The organism is Streptomyces sp. N50, from assembly GCF_033335955.1.
Lineage (GTDB): Bacteria > Actinomycetota > Actinomycetes > Streptomycetales > Streptomycetaceae > Streptomyces.
Genome location: NZ_CP137549.1, coordinates 914,327 through 929,509, shown reverse-complemented (window position 1 = coordinate 929,509; position 15,183 = coordinate 914,327). Strand labels below are relative to the sequence as shown.

13 protein-coding genes and 1 pseudogene are annotated in these 15,183 nt (G+C 71.5%); 6 read left to right on the top strand and 8 right to left on the bottom strand.

Annotation, left to right across the window (positions count from 1 at the left end; genetic code table 11):
• Positions 1-38: 38 nt before the first annotated feature.
• Together R2B38_RS03825 and R2B38_RS03820 are read right to left on the bottom strand one after the other, a co-directional pair.
• A complete protein-coding gene (locus tag R2B38_RS03825) occupies positions 39-1,622 on the bottom strand; it encodes an alkaline phosphatase D family protein (protein WP_318014949.1) in 1,584 nt (527 codons plus the stop codon).
• A 134-nt stretch (positions 1,623-1,756) separates the two neighbouring features.
• Positions 1,757-3,223, bottom strand: coding sequence for a PLP-dependent aminotransferase family protein (locus R2B38_RS03820; RefSeq protein WP_318014948.1), 1,467 nt, complete (start codon positions 3,221-3,223; stop codon positions 1,757-1,759).
• A gap of 47 nt (positions 3,224-3,270) precedes the next feature.
• Here R2B38_RS03820 and R2B38_RS03815 point away from each other — a divergent pair.
• Positions 3,271-4,157, top strand: a pseudogene (locus tag R2B38_RS03815) (DMT family transporter); the annotation flags it as partial.
• Here the strand turns inward: R2B38_RS03815 and R2B38_RS03810 are convergent.
• The gene (locus R2B38_RS03810; protein ID WP_318014947.1) at positions 4,149-4,979 is read right to left on the bottom strand and encodes an alpha/beta hydrolase; all 831 of its coding nucleotides are present in this window, start codon (positions 4,977-4,979) and stop codon (positions 4,149-4,151) included. The pseudogene R2B38_RS03815 and the gene R2B38_RS03810 sit on opposite strands and share 9 nt — an antisense overlap.
• 158 nt (positions 4,980-5,137) lie before the next feature.
• Here R2B38_RS03810 and R2B38_RS03805 point away from each other — a divergent pair, with 158 nt between their 5' ends.
• Together R2B38_RS03805 and R2B38_RS03800 are read left to right on the top strand one after the other, a co-directional pair.
• Complete coding sequence (locus tag R2B38_RS03805; RefSeq protein ID WP_318014946.1) at positions 5,138-6,022, top strand: RNA polymerase sigma-70 factor; 885 nt, start codon at positions 5,138-5,140, stop codon at positions 6,020-6,022.
• Positions 6,023-6,261: 239 nt separating this feature from the next.
• Positions 6,262-7,023, top strand: a complete 762-nt coding sequence (locus R2B38_RS03800; RefSeq protein WP_033283475.1) for a GntR family transcriptional regulator — start codon at positions 6,262-6,264, stop codon at positions 7,021-7,023.
• A gap of 276 nt (positions 7,024-7,299) precedes the next feature.
• On the opposite strand, the gene R2B38_RS03795 is transcribed toward R2B38_RS03800, so the two are convergent.
• From R2B38_RS03795 to R2B38_RS03785, 3 genes are all read right to left on the bottom strand, one after another.
• Positions 7,300-8,454 (bottom strand): ROK family transcriptional regulator, encoded by a 1,155-nt coding sequence (locus R2B38_RS03795; protein WP_019070977.1) that lies wholly within the window; start codon positions 8,452-8,454, stop codon positions 7,300-7,302.
• A gap of 100 nt (positions 8,455-8,554) precedes the next feature.
• Entirely contained in the window at positions 8,555-9,217 is a 663-nt protein-coding gene (locus R2B38_RS03790) for a response regulator transcription factor (RefSeq protein ID WP_318014945.1), read from the bottom strand.
• A gap of 14 nt (positions 9,218-9,231) precedes the next feature.
• Complete coding sequence (locus tag R2B38_RS03785; protein WP_318014944.1) at positions 9,232-10,386, bottom strand: sensor histidine kinase; 1,155 nt, start codon at positions 10,384-10,386, stop codon at positions 9,232-9,234.
• Positions 10,387-10,494: 108 nt separating this feature from the next.
• On the opposite strand from R2B38_RS03785, the gene R2B38_RS03780 reads away from it, so the two are divergent.
• Together R2B38_RS03780 and R2B38_RS03775 are read left to right on the top strand one after the other, a co-directional pair.
• The gene (locus R2B38_RS03780) at positions 10,495-11,415 is read left to right on the top strand and encodes an ABC transporter ATP-binding protein (RefSeq protein WP_318014943.1); all 921 of its coding nucleotides are present in this window, start codon (positions 10,495-10,497) and stop codon (positions 11,413-11,415) included.
• Positions 11,416-11,417: 2 nt separating this feature from the next.
• Positions 11,418-12,140: an ABC transporter permease gene (locus R2B38_RS03775; RefSeq protein WP_318014942.1), complete on the top strand. Its 723-nt coding sequence runs from the start codon at positions 11,418-11,420 to the stop codon at positions 12,138-12,140.
• A gap of 181 nt (positions 12,141-12,321) precedes the next feature.
• Here the strand turns inward: R2B38_RS03775 and mug are convergent, their stop codons facing one another.
• Both mug and purB read right to left on the bottom strand, forming a co-directional pair.
• Positions 12,322-12,867 carry a G/U mismatch-specific DNA glycosylase gene (gene mug, locus R2B38_RS03770; protein ID WP_318021580.1) on the bottom strand — a complete coding sequence of 182 codons (546 nt, stop codon included), beginning with the start codon at positions 12,865-12,867 and terminating at the stop codon, positions 12,322-12,324.
• The gene (gene purB, locus R2B38_RS03765; RefSeq protein WP_033283481.1) at positions 12,864-14,306 is read right to left on the bottom strand and encodes an adenylosuccinate lyase; all 1,443 of its coding nucleotides are present in this window, start codon (positions 14,304-14,306) and stop codon (positions 12,864-12,866) included. Before purB ends, mug begins: the two co-directional genes overlap by 4 nt.
• Positions 14,307-14,530: 224 nt before the next feature.
• On the opposite strand from purB, the gene R2B38_RS03760 reads away from it, so the two are divergent.
• Positions 14,531-15,139, top strand: a complete 609-nt coding sequence (locus R2B38_RS03760) for a hypothetical protein (RefSeq protein WP_318014941.1) — start codon at positions 14,531-14,533, stop codon at positions 15,137-15,139.
• The last annotated feature ends 44 nt before the right edge of the window (positions 15,140-15,183 follow it).

Sequence of the window (15,183 nt, the reverse complement as noted above, 5' to 3'; positions counted from 1 at the left end):
TGACGCCGGTGCGCGGCTCAGGTACGAGGGTAGTGGAGTTACTGGCCGACCCGTCCCGGCTGAAGGGTCCTGGTGAACAGCACGGTGCCGTCCTGCTCGCGCAGACGGACCGTCAACTCCCCGCTGTGGCCGTCGATGTCGACCTCGCCGAAGAACTGGTACCCCTCGGCCGGCGACACGTTCTGCGCGGTCGGCGCCTTCACGAACACCCGCTCCGGACCGAAGGTGTTGTCGAGGTCGCTGGCCGGGAAGGCACCCGCGTTCAGCGGACCGGAGACGAACTCCCAGAACGGCTCGAAGTCGGTGAACGCGGCCCGCGAGGGCTGGTAGTGCTGCGCGGAGGTGTGGTGCACGTCGGCCGTCAGCCACACGGTGCCGGTGATCCGCCGGTGCTTGATGTACCGCAGCAGCTCGGCGATCTGCAGTTCACGCCCGAGCGGCGCGCCCGGGTCGCCCTGCGCGACGGCCTCGATGTTCGGCTTGCCCTCGGTGGCGTCGGGGACGACCAGACCGAGCGGCATGTCGGCGGCGATCACCTTCCACACCGCACGCGAGCGCGACAACTCCCGCTTGAGCCAATCCAGTTGCTCCCGGCCGAGGATGCCCTGCGGGTCGACTGTCTGCTTGTCGGGCGAGTTGGCGTTGCGGTAGGTCCGCATGTCCAGGACGAACACGTCGAGCAGCGGACCGTGCCGCATCACACGCTGGACGCGGCCTTCCTTGGCGCCCGGCCGCAGCGTCGAGATCGGGAAGTACTCGCTGAACGCACGCCGGGCGCGCACCGCCATGACGTCGACGTTCTTCTCCGTGTAGCGGGTGTCGGAGGCGGCGATCACCTCGCCCGGGTACCAGTTGTTGCGCACCTCGTGGTCGTCCCACTGGATGATCGACGGCACCTGGGCGTTGAACCGCTTGAGGTTCTCGTCGAGCAGGTTGTAGCGGAAGTTCCCGCGGAACTCGGCCAGGGTCTCGGCGACCTTGGACTTCTCCTCCGTGGTGACGTTCCTGTAGAGGCTGCCGTCGGGCAGCGCCTGGGTCGCGGTGATCGGGCCGTCGGCGTAGATGTTGTCGCCGCTGCACACGAAGAAGTCCGGGTCCAGCTTGGCCATCGCGTCGTAGATGCGGTAGCCGCCGAGGTCCGGGTTGATGCCCCAGCCCTGCCCCGCGAGGTCACCGGACCACAGGAAACGCACGCCGCGCCGCCCGGTCGGCACCGTGCGGAACGTGCCCTCGACCGGCTCGCCCGTACGGCGCGGGTCGTCGGGGTCGGCGAGCAGGACCCGGTAGTGGATCTGCTGCCCCGAGGGCAGCCCGCGCAGCCGGGTCGTGCCGGTGAAGTCGGTACCCGGGCCGAGCAGCGGACCGTGCCACCGGTGCGGATTGCGGAACGACTCGGTGGCCGAGGTCTCCACGATCATCCGCGCGGGGCGGTCCGAGCGCACCCATACGAGCCCGGAGTCGGAGGTCACGTCCCCCGCCTGCACACCCCAGCCCGCCTTGGGACGCCCGGACAGGGCGAAGGCCGGGGCGGCGCCGAGGGCGGCGGGCACGGTCAGGGCCGCCGACGCGGCCAGGGAGCCGCGCAGAACGCTACGGCGGGCGGGGAACGGACGATGCGACATGGGGTTGCGCCTCCACGGACGGGATGCGGTCAGGGTGCACTGCCACAACTACTGGTGCGCCACAGCGCACACGGAAACCACAGGTGAACAACGGAACGCGGTGACATGGGGGCCCGCGTGCGACACCAGAGGCTCTACGCGCGCACGGCGCCGGCCATCAGACCCACACCCGCGTGGATCCGCCCGGGCGACAGATGCGCGTACCCCAGGACCAGCCGTACGACCGCGTCGTCCACGCGCGCGTGGCTGTAGGCGGTGAGCGGGCGCACCGCGACACCGGCGGAGGCCGCGCGTTCCAGGAAGTCCTCCTGAGGGCCGTACTTCTCCGGCAGTTCGGCGATGACGTGCAGCCCCGCCGCGATCCCGGTCACCCGCGCTCCGGGGAAGTGCTCCTCCAGGGCGGCGACGAGGGCGTCGCGGCGCTGTCGGTAGGCGCGCTGACAGCGCCGCAACTGCCGGTCGTAGTCGCCGCGTTCCAGGAAGCGGGCGAACAGTGCCTGGTCGAGGGTCGGGTGGCCGAGGTCCATGGTGCGCTTGCGTTCGACGACCTCGTCGGCCAGCGACTCGGGTACCAGGAGCCAGCCGAGCCGCAGCCCTGGGGCGAGGGACTTGCTGACCGAACCCGCGTAGGCGACATGCTCCGGGTCGAGTCCCTGGAGCGCGCCTACGGGGGCGCGGTCGTAGCGGAAGTCGCCGTCGTAGTCGTCCTCGACGACCAGACCGTCCACCGACCTTGCCCAGTCGAGGAGTTGGGCACGCCGCCGCGCGGAGTAGGCGATGCCCGTGGGGAACTGGTGCGCGGGCGTCGTCACCACGGTGCGTACGGCCGACGCCTCCAGCGGCCCGATCGCCAGTCCCTCCTCGTCCAGGGGCAGCGGTACGGTGCCGACGCCCGCCGAGGCGTACAGCGAGTCGTGCTGGGGGCTGCCCGGGTCCTCGACGCCGACGGTGTGGGTCCCGCGCGCGTGGAGCACGAATCCGAGCAGCGCCGTCGCCTGCGCCACTCCGGAGACCACGATCAGCCGCTCCGGGTCGGCGACCACACCCCGGCGGCGCGCCAGGAGTTCCGCCAGCGCCGTACGCAACCGGGGCAGCCCGCGCGGATCGGGATAGCCGAGCACCTCGTGCGGCGACTCCGCCAGCACACCGCGCTGCGCCGCTGCCCAGGCGGCGCGCGGGAACAGCGACAGGTCCGGCGTGCCGGGCACGAAGTCGGCGCGGGCGCCGGGGGAGCGCGGCGCGAGGTCACGCGCGCGTGGCCGCGCCGCCCGTACGGCACCGCCCACCCAGGTGCCCGCACCCCGGCCGCTGCGCAGATACCCCTCCGCCGTCAGTTGCTCGTACGCCTCCGTGACGAGGCCTCGCGACACCCCGAGGTCGGCCGCCAGGTCCCGGCTCGACGGCAGCCGGGTGTCCGGCGCGAGCCGCCCCGAACGCACCGCCTCACGCAGCGCCGACTGGAGGGAGCGGCCACGCGCGCGTGCCGGTGCCGAGGCGGCGGGCAGCAGCAACTCCCAGGCGGCGGAACCCGTCAGACCCTCCGGATCGGTCAGACCCTCCGGATTGGTCGGCCCCTTCGGATTGGTCCGCGATGACGTCATGGAAGTGGACCTTAAACCGGACCGCCGCGCTCCCTAGCGTCGCTGCCATGAACGCCACCACCGCCCGCGGTACCCCGCTCGCCGCCTTCGCCTGCGTCCTCGTCGGAGCGTCCTTCACCGCGAACAGCGTCCTGGGCGACTACCCGTACGCGGGCGGCCAGTTCCTGCGCTACGGCCTCGCCTGCCTGCTGCTCCTCCCGTTCACCGGCAAGGACGCGCCGGCCCGGCTGCGGGCGCTCACCCCACGGCAATGGGCCCGTCTCGCCCTGCTCGCGGCCGTCGGCATGGTCGGCTTCAACCTGGCCGTCATCGCCGCCGAACGCAGCGCCGAACCGGCCGTCCCCGGAGTCTTCGTGGGCTGCGCTCCCGTAGCGGTCGCGGTCCTCGTCCCCTCCTGGAGGGACGTCGTCCGCGCCGGATCGTGCTCTACGGGGCGTCGCTCGTCGCCGTCGGCGCCTTCACGGTCCAGGGGTGGGGCCGTACGGACGGCGCCGGAATCGCCTTCTCCGGGTGCGCACTTGCGGGAGAGGTGGGTTTCGCGGTGCTCGCGGTTCCCGTACTGCGGCCCCTGGGGCCGCAGTTACTGTCGGCCACCGTGTGCGGGCTCGCCGCGGTCGAGGCGGCGACGGCCGGGCTGGTCCTCGACGGGACCGCCTGGCTGCGGCGCCCGGACGGGACCGAGGCGGCCGCGCTGCTGTGGCAGGCGGCGGTCGTCACGGTCGTCGGCTTCGTGTGCTGGTACATGGGCATGCAGCGGATCGGCGCGGAGCGCGCCACGCTCTTCTCCGGCCTCATCCCGGTCGCCGCCGCGGCTACCGCGCCGCTCGTCGGAACAGGCGCCTACGGGGCCGCCCAGGCCGTCGGCAGCGCCCTCGTCGGCGCCGGAGTCGCCCTGGGATCGGGCGCGTTGGGGCTGTTCCGGCGGTCAGCGGCTGCCGTCGAGGATGACGCGCGCGACCAGGGCCGGGTCGTCGTTCATCGGGCAGTGCCCGCAGCCGGGCAGCCGTACCAGCCGGGACCGGGGGATCAACTGCTTGGCGCGGACGCCCTGCCGGCGCAGCAGCAGCCGGTCCTGGGTACCCCAGGCCACGGTCACCGGGATGCCGGGGATGTCGTCGGTGAACCGGACGCTCGTACCGGCCCGGAGCGTGTCGTCGAACCCGGGGGCGTTGACCAGCGCGAGCGTCTCGGCGACCACGGCCTCGGGTGAACGGCGGCCGGGGCGGGCGTAGATGGTGCTGGTGAGCGCGGTACGGCCGGCTGTCGTGCGCGCGAGTTTCTCGACCAGCGGGAGCGGCATCCGGCGGGCGATCTGCCGCATGGTGAGCAGCACACCGAAGGCGTAGCGGCGCTCGGCCTGCGACCAGAACCCGGCGGGGGAGAGGGCCGTGACGGACCGTACGACCTTCTCGCGGCCCAGTTCCAGGGCCATCAGGCCGCCGAGCGAATTGCCCGCCACATGCGGACGCTCGATCCCCAGTTCCTCGCAGAAGGCCCTGAACACGGCGGCCGTCGTGGGCAGGTCGTACGCCAGCCCTTCTGGGAGCGCGGGGGAGGCGCCGAACCCCGGCAGGTCCACGGCGATCACGTCGCGCTCGGTCGCGAGGATGTCCACCACCGGGTCCCAGGCCTGGCGGTGGTGACCTATCCCGTGCAGCAGGAGGAGCGGTTCGCCGCGACCCACGCGCGCGTAGGACACGGTCACGGTCTTCGGGCCCCGCGCAGTGGGGACCGGGAAGGAGACGGTGGCGGACATGGGGGTGCTCCTCGTCTGGAACGCGCTGACAGACGCCGTACAGGCCGTGTAGACAGCTTGTCAGCAACTGCTACTGACCGGTAGCCCCAAGTGCCGGAGACCTTGAGGACCACGGTTTTCTGCTGGACAGAGCAGCGCTCAACGCATGGGATGAAGTGGTGACCACCGACACCCCGACCGATGTCTTCGAAGAGCACCGCCCCGTCCTCATGGGAGTCGCCTACCGCATGCTCGGGCGGGTGGCCGACGCCGAGGACGTGGTCCAGGACGCCTGGCTGCGCTGGTCAGCCGCCGACCGCGCCGAGGTCCGCGAACCACGCGCCTACCTGGTGCGCGTCACGACCCGCCTCGCGATCGACCGGCTCCGCCAGGTCAAGGCGCGCGGCGAGGCCTACGTGGGCCCGTGGCTGCCGGAGCCGTACGTCACCGACTTCGGGAACACCGTTCCGGACACCGCGGAGCGCGCCGTGCTCGCCGACTCCGTCTCCCTCGCCGTACTCGTCGTCCTGGAGTCGCTGTCTCCGCTGGAACGCGCGGTGTTCGTCCTCAGGGAGGCGTTCGGCTACCCGTACGCCGACATCGCGGCCATGCTGGACCGCGGCGAGCCGGCCGTGCGCCAACTCGCCGGGCGGGCCCGCAGACACGTCGACGAAGGGCGCCCGCGCTTCGAGGTCGACCCCGCCCAACGCCGCGATCTCACCGAGCGGTTCCTCGCCGCGGCGGCCGAGGGGGACCTGGCGGGCCTCATGGAGATGCTCGCCCCGGACGTCCGCCTGATCGGCGACAGCGGCGGCAAGTCCCAGGCGCCGCTGCGGATCCTGGAGACCGCCGACAATGTGGGCCGCTTCCTGGTCGCCGTCGCCGGGAAGGGCGTCCCGGAGATGTCGTTCCGCTTCCTGGAGCTCAATGGCGGCCCTGCCGTACTGATCCTTTCGGGTGACACGCCCGACAGTGTCCTCCAGGTGGACGTATCCGCCGGACGCGTCCGTTCCGTCTACATCGTCCGCAACCCCGACAAGCTTCGATCACTGGCTTCCGCTTAGCCGCGGCCCGCGCGGAGCCCCCGTTTCGCGACGGGGGCTTTGCTGTTACGTCACGAAGAACCACCTGTACGAACGCCCTGTGAACGCTCTGCGGCAGACGCTCTGTGCGTTGCATATGACATGGAGGATTGGTCTTGACCAAGGGTGGGGGCCGTCCTATGGTCGCAGATAAGTGAAACAACCTTTAATAAACAAGGGCGCTAAAACGCCGCCGGAACACGGCGATTGCGGAGGACAGGGTGGGGACCACGCAGTTGGAATCGGTGCCGGAACCGAAGTACTGGCATCTCAAGACAGTGCTGAGTGAGGCACTGGACTCCGAGTTCTCCGTGGGCGAGATCCTGCCCAACGAGCGTGACCTGGCGGCCCGCTTCGGCGTCGCCCGGGCCACGCTCCGGCAGGCTCTGGAACAACTCGAACTGGAAGGCCGGCTGCAGCGCCGCCGCGGCGTCGGTACGACCGTCGCGCCGCCGCGCGTGGGTGTCGCCGTCGGCACCGAGCAGCACGCGTGGCCGGGCGCCGGGGAGGACGCCTGGCAGTCCGTCGACTGTGTGCTGGCGGCTCCGCCGGCGGCCGTGGCGGACGTCCTGGAGACCGGTTCCGAGGAACTGGTCCACACCGTGCGGCGCTCCCGGGTGAGCCACGGCCAGCCGGTCGCCGCCGAACTGCTCTACATCCCGGAGTCGTCGGTACCCGACCTCTCCGCCATAGACACCCCGTCGGCGACGGCACGCGCGCGTGCGGTACTGCGCGAGTTGCAGCGCCTCGAACTGGAGGGCCAGGACCGCGCCGTGGAACTCGGCTCGGCCCGCGCGGACGACGCCAAGGAACTGGACCGCCTCCCCGGCGCACCCGTCCTCGTCGTCACCACCCGCTTCTTCGCCGAGGGCCGCACCGCCGCGGTCTCCGTCGCGACCTACCGCGCGGACACCTGCCGCCTGACCTTCGCCGACTCCGGAGGCGTAGAGATCCACCACGGCCCGGAACGCCAGGCCTCCTGACCCGGCCACAGTTCATCGCGTCGCGCCCCGGAACTCCTCCGGGGCGCGACGCGTTTTCTGTGACGGGAGTGTTTCTGTGCCGGGCGGGGCAGTGCCCCAAAGGGGCGCGGGGCTGTGTCGATTTGCGGCTTCGCCGCGTGGGCGCGCCCAGCCGCGACGGCGCCGCACCCGACACACGACCATCGCGCGCCCACCCACAACGGCGCCGCACCCAACAAACAACCACCGAGCCCAGCCACAACGGACCCGCACCCAAAAAACAACCCCACCGCCAAGCTAGCGCCGCGTCACCGTGCCCTCGACCGCGAACAGTTGCTCCTCCACATGGTCAAGTGCCAACCGCAACGCCCCAGTCGCCGCGGCCGCCTCCCCGAGCAACGACAACGCGACCTTCGGCGGCCGCAGGCAATACCGCGCCAACTCCCGCCGCAACGGCTCCAGTACACCGTCCAGCCCGGCAGCCCACCCACCCACGACGACCAACTCGGGATCGAGCGCCAGCACCAGCGCGGCGACATCGTGCACAAGGCGCTGGATGAACCGGTCGACAGCCGCCCGCGCCCGCTGGTCACCGTCCCGCGCCAGCGCGAACACCTGCGCCACGGCCTGCTCGTCCAGCGGATGCAGCGGCTCGTCCGTGGTGGACAGCAGCGTCTCCGGAGTCACGTCCCGCCCCAGCAGATGCAGCGCGCCGATCTCACCGGCCGCCCCGCGATACCCCCGGTGCAGCCGCCCCCCGATCAGCGAACCGGCGCCCGGACTCAACCCGGCCAGCACCATCACCATGTCGTCGGACTCGGTGGCCGCGCCCTTCCAGTGCTCGGCGACCGCCGCCGCGTTGGCGTCGTTCTCGACCAGCACCGGGCACTTGAAGGACCGGCTCAACCGCTCGCCGAGGTGCAGCCCCGTCCACTGGGGCAACGCCGTGCCCAGCCGTACGGTGCCGTCCGCCTCGACGATGCCCGGCGTGGCGACGCCCACCGCGCGCAGCGAGCCGCGGGCGACCCCGGCGCGGCGCAGCAACTCGGCGACCGCGGTGCGCAGCCGCTCCAGGCGCTCGTCCGCCGAAGCCGTCTCGTCGACGTCCTTGGCGATCGCGCCGAGCACCCGGCCGTCCAGGTCGGCGAGCAGCACGGCGACGCGATGTGCGCCGATCTCCAGGCCCAGCAGATGCCCGGCCTCTGCCCGGAACCTGAACCGCCGCGCGGGCCGCCCCTGCCGCCGTACAACGCTCTCGTCGGCCGCCTTCTCGACGACCAGCCCGGCCTCGATCAGTCCTTCGACGACGCCCTCGACGGTCGGCCGGGACAGACCGGTCACCCGGGTGATCTCCGTCAGCGTGGCGCAGTCCGTGGCACGCAACGCGTGCAACACCACCGCGGAGTTGATCCTCCGCAGCAGCGAGGGGTCCCCGCCGGTCAGCCCCGCCAAGGTCTGTCCTCCCAGCTCGTGCGCGTGTTGGGCGGATCGTACTCGGCGCGGCGGACCCCGGCGAGTGCCGGGCACCCCCGACCCATCAGCCCCCACCGCGTCACCCCGGTGCCACGAACCCCGACTCGTACGCCGCGATCACCGCCTGCGTCCGGTCCCGGGCCCCCAGCTTCGCCAGTACGGCGCTCACATGCGACTTCACCGTCTCGGTCCCGACGACCAGCCGGGCGGCGATCTCCGCGTTCGACAGACCCCGCGTCATCAGCCGCAGCACCTCGGCCTCGCGCTCGGTCAGTTGGGCCCGCTCCATCACCGCGCGGGCCGCCCGGTTCCCGCCGTCGTCGCCGTACTCGGCGGCCAACTGCCGTACGGAGGCCGGGAACAGCAGCGACTCGCCCTCGGCCACCAGCCGCACCGCGTGCACGATCTCGGCCGGCCGCGCCCGCTTCAGCAGGAACCCGTCGGCACCGGCCCGCAGCGCCTCGTAGACGTACTCGTCGTTCTCGAAGGTCGTGATGACCAGGATCTTCGGCGGATCGTCGACCGTGCGCAGCACCGCGCGCGTGGCCTCGATGCCGTCCAGGAGCGGCATCCGTACGTCCATGGCGACCACGTCCGGCCGCAGCTGCCGAACCAGCGGGATCACCGCCGCCCCGTCGGCGGCCTCCCCGACCACCTCGATGTCCGGCTGCGCCTCCAGCACGGCCCGCAGACCCGCGCGTACGAGGGGTTCGTCATCGACCAGGAGAACGGTGACCGGCATCCGGCCAGCCTAGATCAGCCCAGCGGCAGCTCCGCATGCACCTGCCAGTCACCCTCGTCGGGTCCGGTGTGCGCCCGGCCGCCGAGCAGCGCGGCACGCTCGCGTATGCCCCGTAGACCGCTGCCCCGGCCCGGGCCGGATATCGCGGCCGTCAGCGGATTGCGGACCTCCAGGTCGAGGGTGCCGTCGGCCACCCCGATACGGACCCGCACGGGGACGGACCCCGCGTGCCGCAGCACATTGGTCAGCGCCTCCTGCAGAATCCGGTAGCCCTCCCGGGAGACCGGCCCCGGCACCGTCTCCAGCGGCCCGGTCACCTCCGCGTCGACCTTCGCCCCGGAGGCACGCGCCGACTCCAGCAGCCGGTCGGCGTCCACCAGCGTCGGCCGACTGCTCACCGGCCGCTCCGACTCCCGCAGTACGCCCAGCACCCGCTCCAGGTCCTCCAGCGCGGCCCGGCCGGTCTCCTCGATGGCACCCAGCGCCCGCTCGGTGAACTCCGGGTCGCCCGCCGCACGGGCCGCGCCCGCCTGGACCACCGCCACGGTGAGCGCGTGCCCTATGGAGTCGTGCAACTCCCGCGCGATGCGGTTGCGTTCCAGCAGTTGCTCGGTGCGCTCCTCCAGAGCGGCGAGTTGCTCCGCGCGCGAGGGGCCGAGCAACTTCCGCGCCAGCAGCGTGGCCAACGAGCCGAGACCGACCACGACCGCGTACAGGGCGATCAGGGGCAGGGGCACCAGCAGGGCGTACCAGCCGTGCGGTGTCGCCTCCTTGAGAAGCCATACGTCGTCGGGCACGCGCCCGCGTGCGATCTCGATCAGCTGGTAGGTGATGATCGGCAGCCAGACGCAGGCGAAGGTCGTCGTCCAGCCCAGAGCCATCCGTGCCTCCAGCCAGAGCACGGTGCGCCCCCGGTCCCGCCAGGTCGCCGACGGTGCCACGGAGATCCCCGCGTCCTCCAGACCCGGCGTCAGCAGCAGCTGCGCCTGTACCCCTTCCCCGATCCGCACGGCCGGGATCAGACCGACCGGGATCAGCGCGAGCGCCGGCGCGTACGGGGTCCCCGGGCTGATGAAGAGCCACAGGCTGACGATGAGTATCGGCACCCAGAGGTGCAGCAGACGCGTGTACGTCGTCCCCCGGAGCAGCGGGCGCAGGAAGCGGGCCATTCCGACATCGTGACAGCCGGCACCGACAATCGGCCTCCCCCGGGCGGGGGAGACGATCGCCACCGGCGGGGGAGGCCCCAACCCCCTTGAACGGCCAGGCTGTTGGCCATGACCAGCATCGACGTACGAGACCTCACCAAGGAGTACGGCACCCGGCGGGCCGTGGACCACGTCACCTTCGACGTCCGCCCCGGCAAGGTCACCGGCTTCCTCGGCCCCAACGGCGCCGGAAAGTCCACCACCATGCGCCTCGTCCTGGGCCTCGACCGGCCCACCTCCGGAACCGCCACCATCGGCGGCCGCCCCTACGCCGCGCTCACCGAGCCGCTGCGCCACGTGGGCGCCCTGCTCGACGCGCAGGCCGCGCACGGCTCCCGCACCGCCCGCGACCATCTGCGGGCCCTGGCGGCGAGCAACCGCATCCCGGTCGCCCGGGTCGACGCGGTGCTGGAGGAGACGGGGCTCGCGTCGGTCGCGCGGCACCGGGCGAAGACGTACTCCCTGGGCATGCGTCAGCGGCTGGGCATCGCCGGTGCACTCCTGGGTGACCCCGAAGTGGTCCTGCTGGACGAGCCGTCGAACGGTCTCGACCCCGAAGGCATCGTCTGGATCCGGGAGTTGCTGCGCCGACTGGCGGCGGAGGGCCGCACGGTCCTGGTCTCCAGCCACCTGATGAACGAGACCGCGTCCTTCGCCGACCACCTGGTGGTCCTCGGACGCGGCCGCCTCCTGGCCGACACCCCGATGCGGGACTTCATCGACGCGCGCGTGCAACCCCACGTACGCATCCGTACGACGGACGCCGGCGCCCTCAAGAGCACGCTCGCCGAGCACGGTCTCGATGCCGTGGAACAGGAGGAAGGGCACTGGACCGTGGCGCACGCACGCGTGGACGAGATCGGCACCCTGTTGTCCGCGGCGGGCGTACCGATCCTCGAACTGACCGCCACCGAGGGCACGTTGGAGCAGGCCTATCTCGATCTGACCGCCACCGAGACCGAGTTCACCGCACCGCACCAGGAGGCCTGACCATGACGTTCGCGCCCGTGTTCCACTCCGAGTGGATCAAGATCCGAACCCTGCGCTCACAGCTCGCGGCCCTCGCCATGATCCTCGCGGTGACGGCACTCTTCTCCGCGCTCGCCTCGTCCGACACCGGAGGCGACGACTTCGACCCGCTGTTCGCGGTCCTCTTCGGCGTGACCTTCGGCCAGATCGCGGCGATCACCTTCGCCACGAACGCCCTGTCCTCCGAGTTCCAGGGCGGAGCGCTACGGGTGTCGCTGGCCGCGGTGCCGCACCGGGGACGCTGGTTCGCGGCCAAAGCGACGGCGATCGCCGTCCCCGTGTTCGCCGTCGGCCTGGTCACCGGCGTGGTGACGCTGGTGGTCGGCAAGGCGATGCTGGGCGCTGACGCGGACGGGCTCGGCCGGGCCGAGCAGATGCGCGGGGTGGTCGGCTGCGCCGTCTATCTCACGCTGATGGCGCTGCTCGCGGCCGGTCTCACGGCGGTGCTGCGCAGCGGGGTGGCGACGCTGAGCATCGTCATCCCGTTCCTGCTCATCGTGTCCTTCGTGGTCGGCGACGCGTCGAGCGGCATCGCGGACCTCCTGCCCGACCGGGCCGGCCAGGTGGTGCTCCACGAGACCTGGGCCGGGGCGATGGGGCCGTGGACCGGGCTCGGAGTGACGGCGCTGTGGACGGCGGCGGCGCTCGCGGCGGGGGCGTGGAGCGTGCGACGGCGGGACGCCTGACCCCGGAGGTGCAGGAACGGTCAACCCCGAGCGGGCACTGACGCCCCGGCTATCGCATCGCCGAACTGCAGACGAGCGGCTGATCGGGAGCGGGGGATCGCCCTCGGTGTGTCCCAGTGGGACAAGAAGCTCCCGTTCCAACTCCTGGCCGTCGTACCGGAGTTGGACCCACCGCGACGATCTAGTCCTGCGCGGCGACCCGTAGCCGCCCGAACTCCTCGGCCATCGTCGCCGCAGTCCAATGCGCGTTCAATCCGCTCGGATTCGGCAGAACCCACACCCGCGTGTCCCCGAACACCCGCTCCTGCGGCCCCACTTGGGCCTTCTTGTCGTCGAACGCGGCCCGGTATGCCGTAACCCCGAGCACAGCCAGCCACCGCGGCTTCCAGCCCGCCAGCTTCGACGCGAGGAGCTGCCCGCCCTCGCGGTACTCCTCCGGGCTCAGCTCGTCGGCCCGCGCCGTCGCCCGTGCCACCACGTTCGTGATGCCGAGCCCGTAGGACAGCAACTCACCCTGCTCCGCGGGCTTCATGAGCCTCGGGGTGAAGCCGGACAGGTGCAGCACCGGCCAGAAGCGGTTGCCGGGACGGGCGAAGTGGTGGCCCGTGGCCGCCGTCATCAGACCGGGGTTGATACCGCAGAACAGCACGGCGAGGCCGTCCGCGACGACGTCCGGTACGAGACGGTCGCGGGCGGCCTCCAGCTCGGCCTGGGTGAAGCGGGTCAGAGGATCGCCCCCGGGGTGTAACCCGCGGCCTCCGGGTGCTGCTTGGCGAGCTCCTCGACCCGGGCGACGACGACGGCGACCTGGTCGGCGGCGGCACCGGTGAAGGACAGCTTGTCGGCCATCAGCGCGTCCAACTGGGCGCGGTCCAGCGGGATGCGCTCGTCGGCGGCGAGCTTGTCCAGCAACTCGTTGCGCTCGGCGCCCTGTTCGCGCATCGCCAGCGCGGAGGCGACGGCGTTCTCCTTGATGGCCTCGTGGGCGACCTCGCGGCCGACACCCGCGCGTACCGCGGCCATCAGGACCTTGGTCGTCGCGAGGAACGGCAGATAGCGGTCCAGCTCACGCGCGACGACGGCCGGGAACGCGCCGAACTCGTCGAGCACGGTCAGGAACGTCTCCAGCAGCCCGTCGAGCGCGAAGAACGCGTCGGGGAGGGCCACCCGGCGCACCACCGAGCAGGACACATCGCCCTCGTTCCACTGGTCGCCCGCCAGCTCGCCGGTCATCGACGCGTAGCCGCGCAGGATGACCATGAGGCCGTTGACGCGCTCGCAGGAGCGGGTGTTCATCTTGTGCGGCATCGCGGAGGAACCGACCTGGCCCGGCTTGAAGCCCTCGGTGACCAGCTCGTGCCCGGCCATCAGCCGGATCGTCTTCGCGAGCGACGACGGCGCCGCCGCGACCTGCACCAGCGCGGTCACGACCTCGTAGTCCAGCGAGCGCGGGTACACCTGGCCGACCGAGGTGAACGCCTGCGAGAAGCCCAGGTGGGAGGCGATCCGCTGCTCCAGCTCCGCGAGCTTCGCCGCGTCGCCGCCGAGCAGGTCCAGCATGTCCTGCGCGGTGCCCACCGGGCCCTTGATGCCGCGCAGCGGGTAGCGGCCGAGCAGCTCCTCGACCCGGCCGTAGGCCACGAGCAGTTCGTCGGCGGCGGTCGCGAAACGCTTGCCGAGGGTGGTGGCCTGCGCGGCCACGTTGTGCGAGCGGCCGGCCATGACCAGCTCGCCGTACTCACCGGCCAGCTTGCCGAGACGCGCCAGGACGGCCACCGTACGGTCGCGCATCAGCTCCAGGGAGAGGCGGATCTGCAGCTGCTCGACGTTCTCCGTCAGGTCGCGGGACGTCATGCCCTTGTGGACCTGCTCGTGCCCGGCGAGGTCGTTGAACTCCTCGATCCGCGCCTTCACGTCATGCCGCGTGACCTTCTCACGCTCGGCGATCGACGCCAGGTCGACCTGGTCGAGCACGCGCTCGTAGTCCGCGATCGCCGCGTCCGGCACCTCGATACCGAGGTCCTTCTGGGCCCGCAGCACGGCGAGCCAGAGCTGCCGTTCCAGCTTCACCTTCTGCTCGGGAGACCAGAGCGTGGCGAGCTCGGTGGAGGCATAACGTCCGGCGAGGACGTTCGGGATGCGGGGCTTGGCGGGAGCGGAAGTCACGTGTACGGAGTTTACCCGGCGTCTTCGAGGGATCCGGACCGTCCGTTCGGCCCAGAGATCCCAGGTCAAGGACTCTGCGGGCAGCGGGCCGCGACGGGGCCGTCCGGGAGGCCGGACATCTGCCCCTGACACGATGGGGTGAATCCCCCCAGCAGGCAGCAACCGCACGCTGTGTTTACAAGTCACACAACTCGCATTTACCAGCGAAGACCTCAGGGGGACACATGAGCAACCAACCGCCCTACCCGCCACAGCAGCCCGGCTGGGGCAACGGTGGTCAACAGCCTTACGGACAGCCCCCGTTCCAGCCGCAGCCCCCGAAGAAGCGCTCCGTGGGGAAGGTCGTCGGACTCGGGTGCCTCGGCATCGTCGGTCTGTTCGTCGTCATCGTCATCATCGTCGCCGCCGTGGGAGGCGGCAGCAGCAACAACGACTCCAGCGGCAGCCCGAAGAGCGCGGCGCCCGCGGGCAAGAGCTCCGACAAGGCCGCCGACGACACGAAGAAGAACGACACCAAGAAGGACGCCACCGACGGCAAGGCCGTCTTCAAGGTGTGGGGCACCGCCCCCGCCGGAGCCCTCGGCGGTCTCGACATCGGGTACGGCTCCGACTCGGACATGCGCAAGGGCACGTTCAAGGACGGCAGGTTCGAGGCGACGCTGACCCTCGACAAGCACGCCCTGTACTACGACGTGCACGCGCAGCTCCAGGGCTCCGGAGACATCAACTGCTCGGTCACCGTGGACGGGAAGACGAAGAAGGGCCACGCGTCCGGCGGCTACAACATCTGCAACGCGCAGCTGAGCAGCAACTTCACCGGGGGCTGGTCGTAGCCGGTGCCGCGGGCGCGGGGCGTTCGCGCCGGAACGTGAACGGA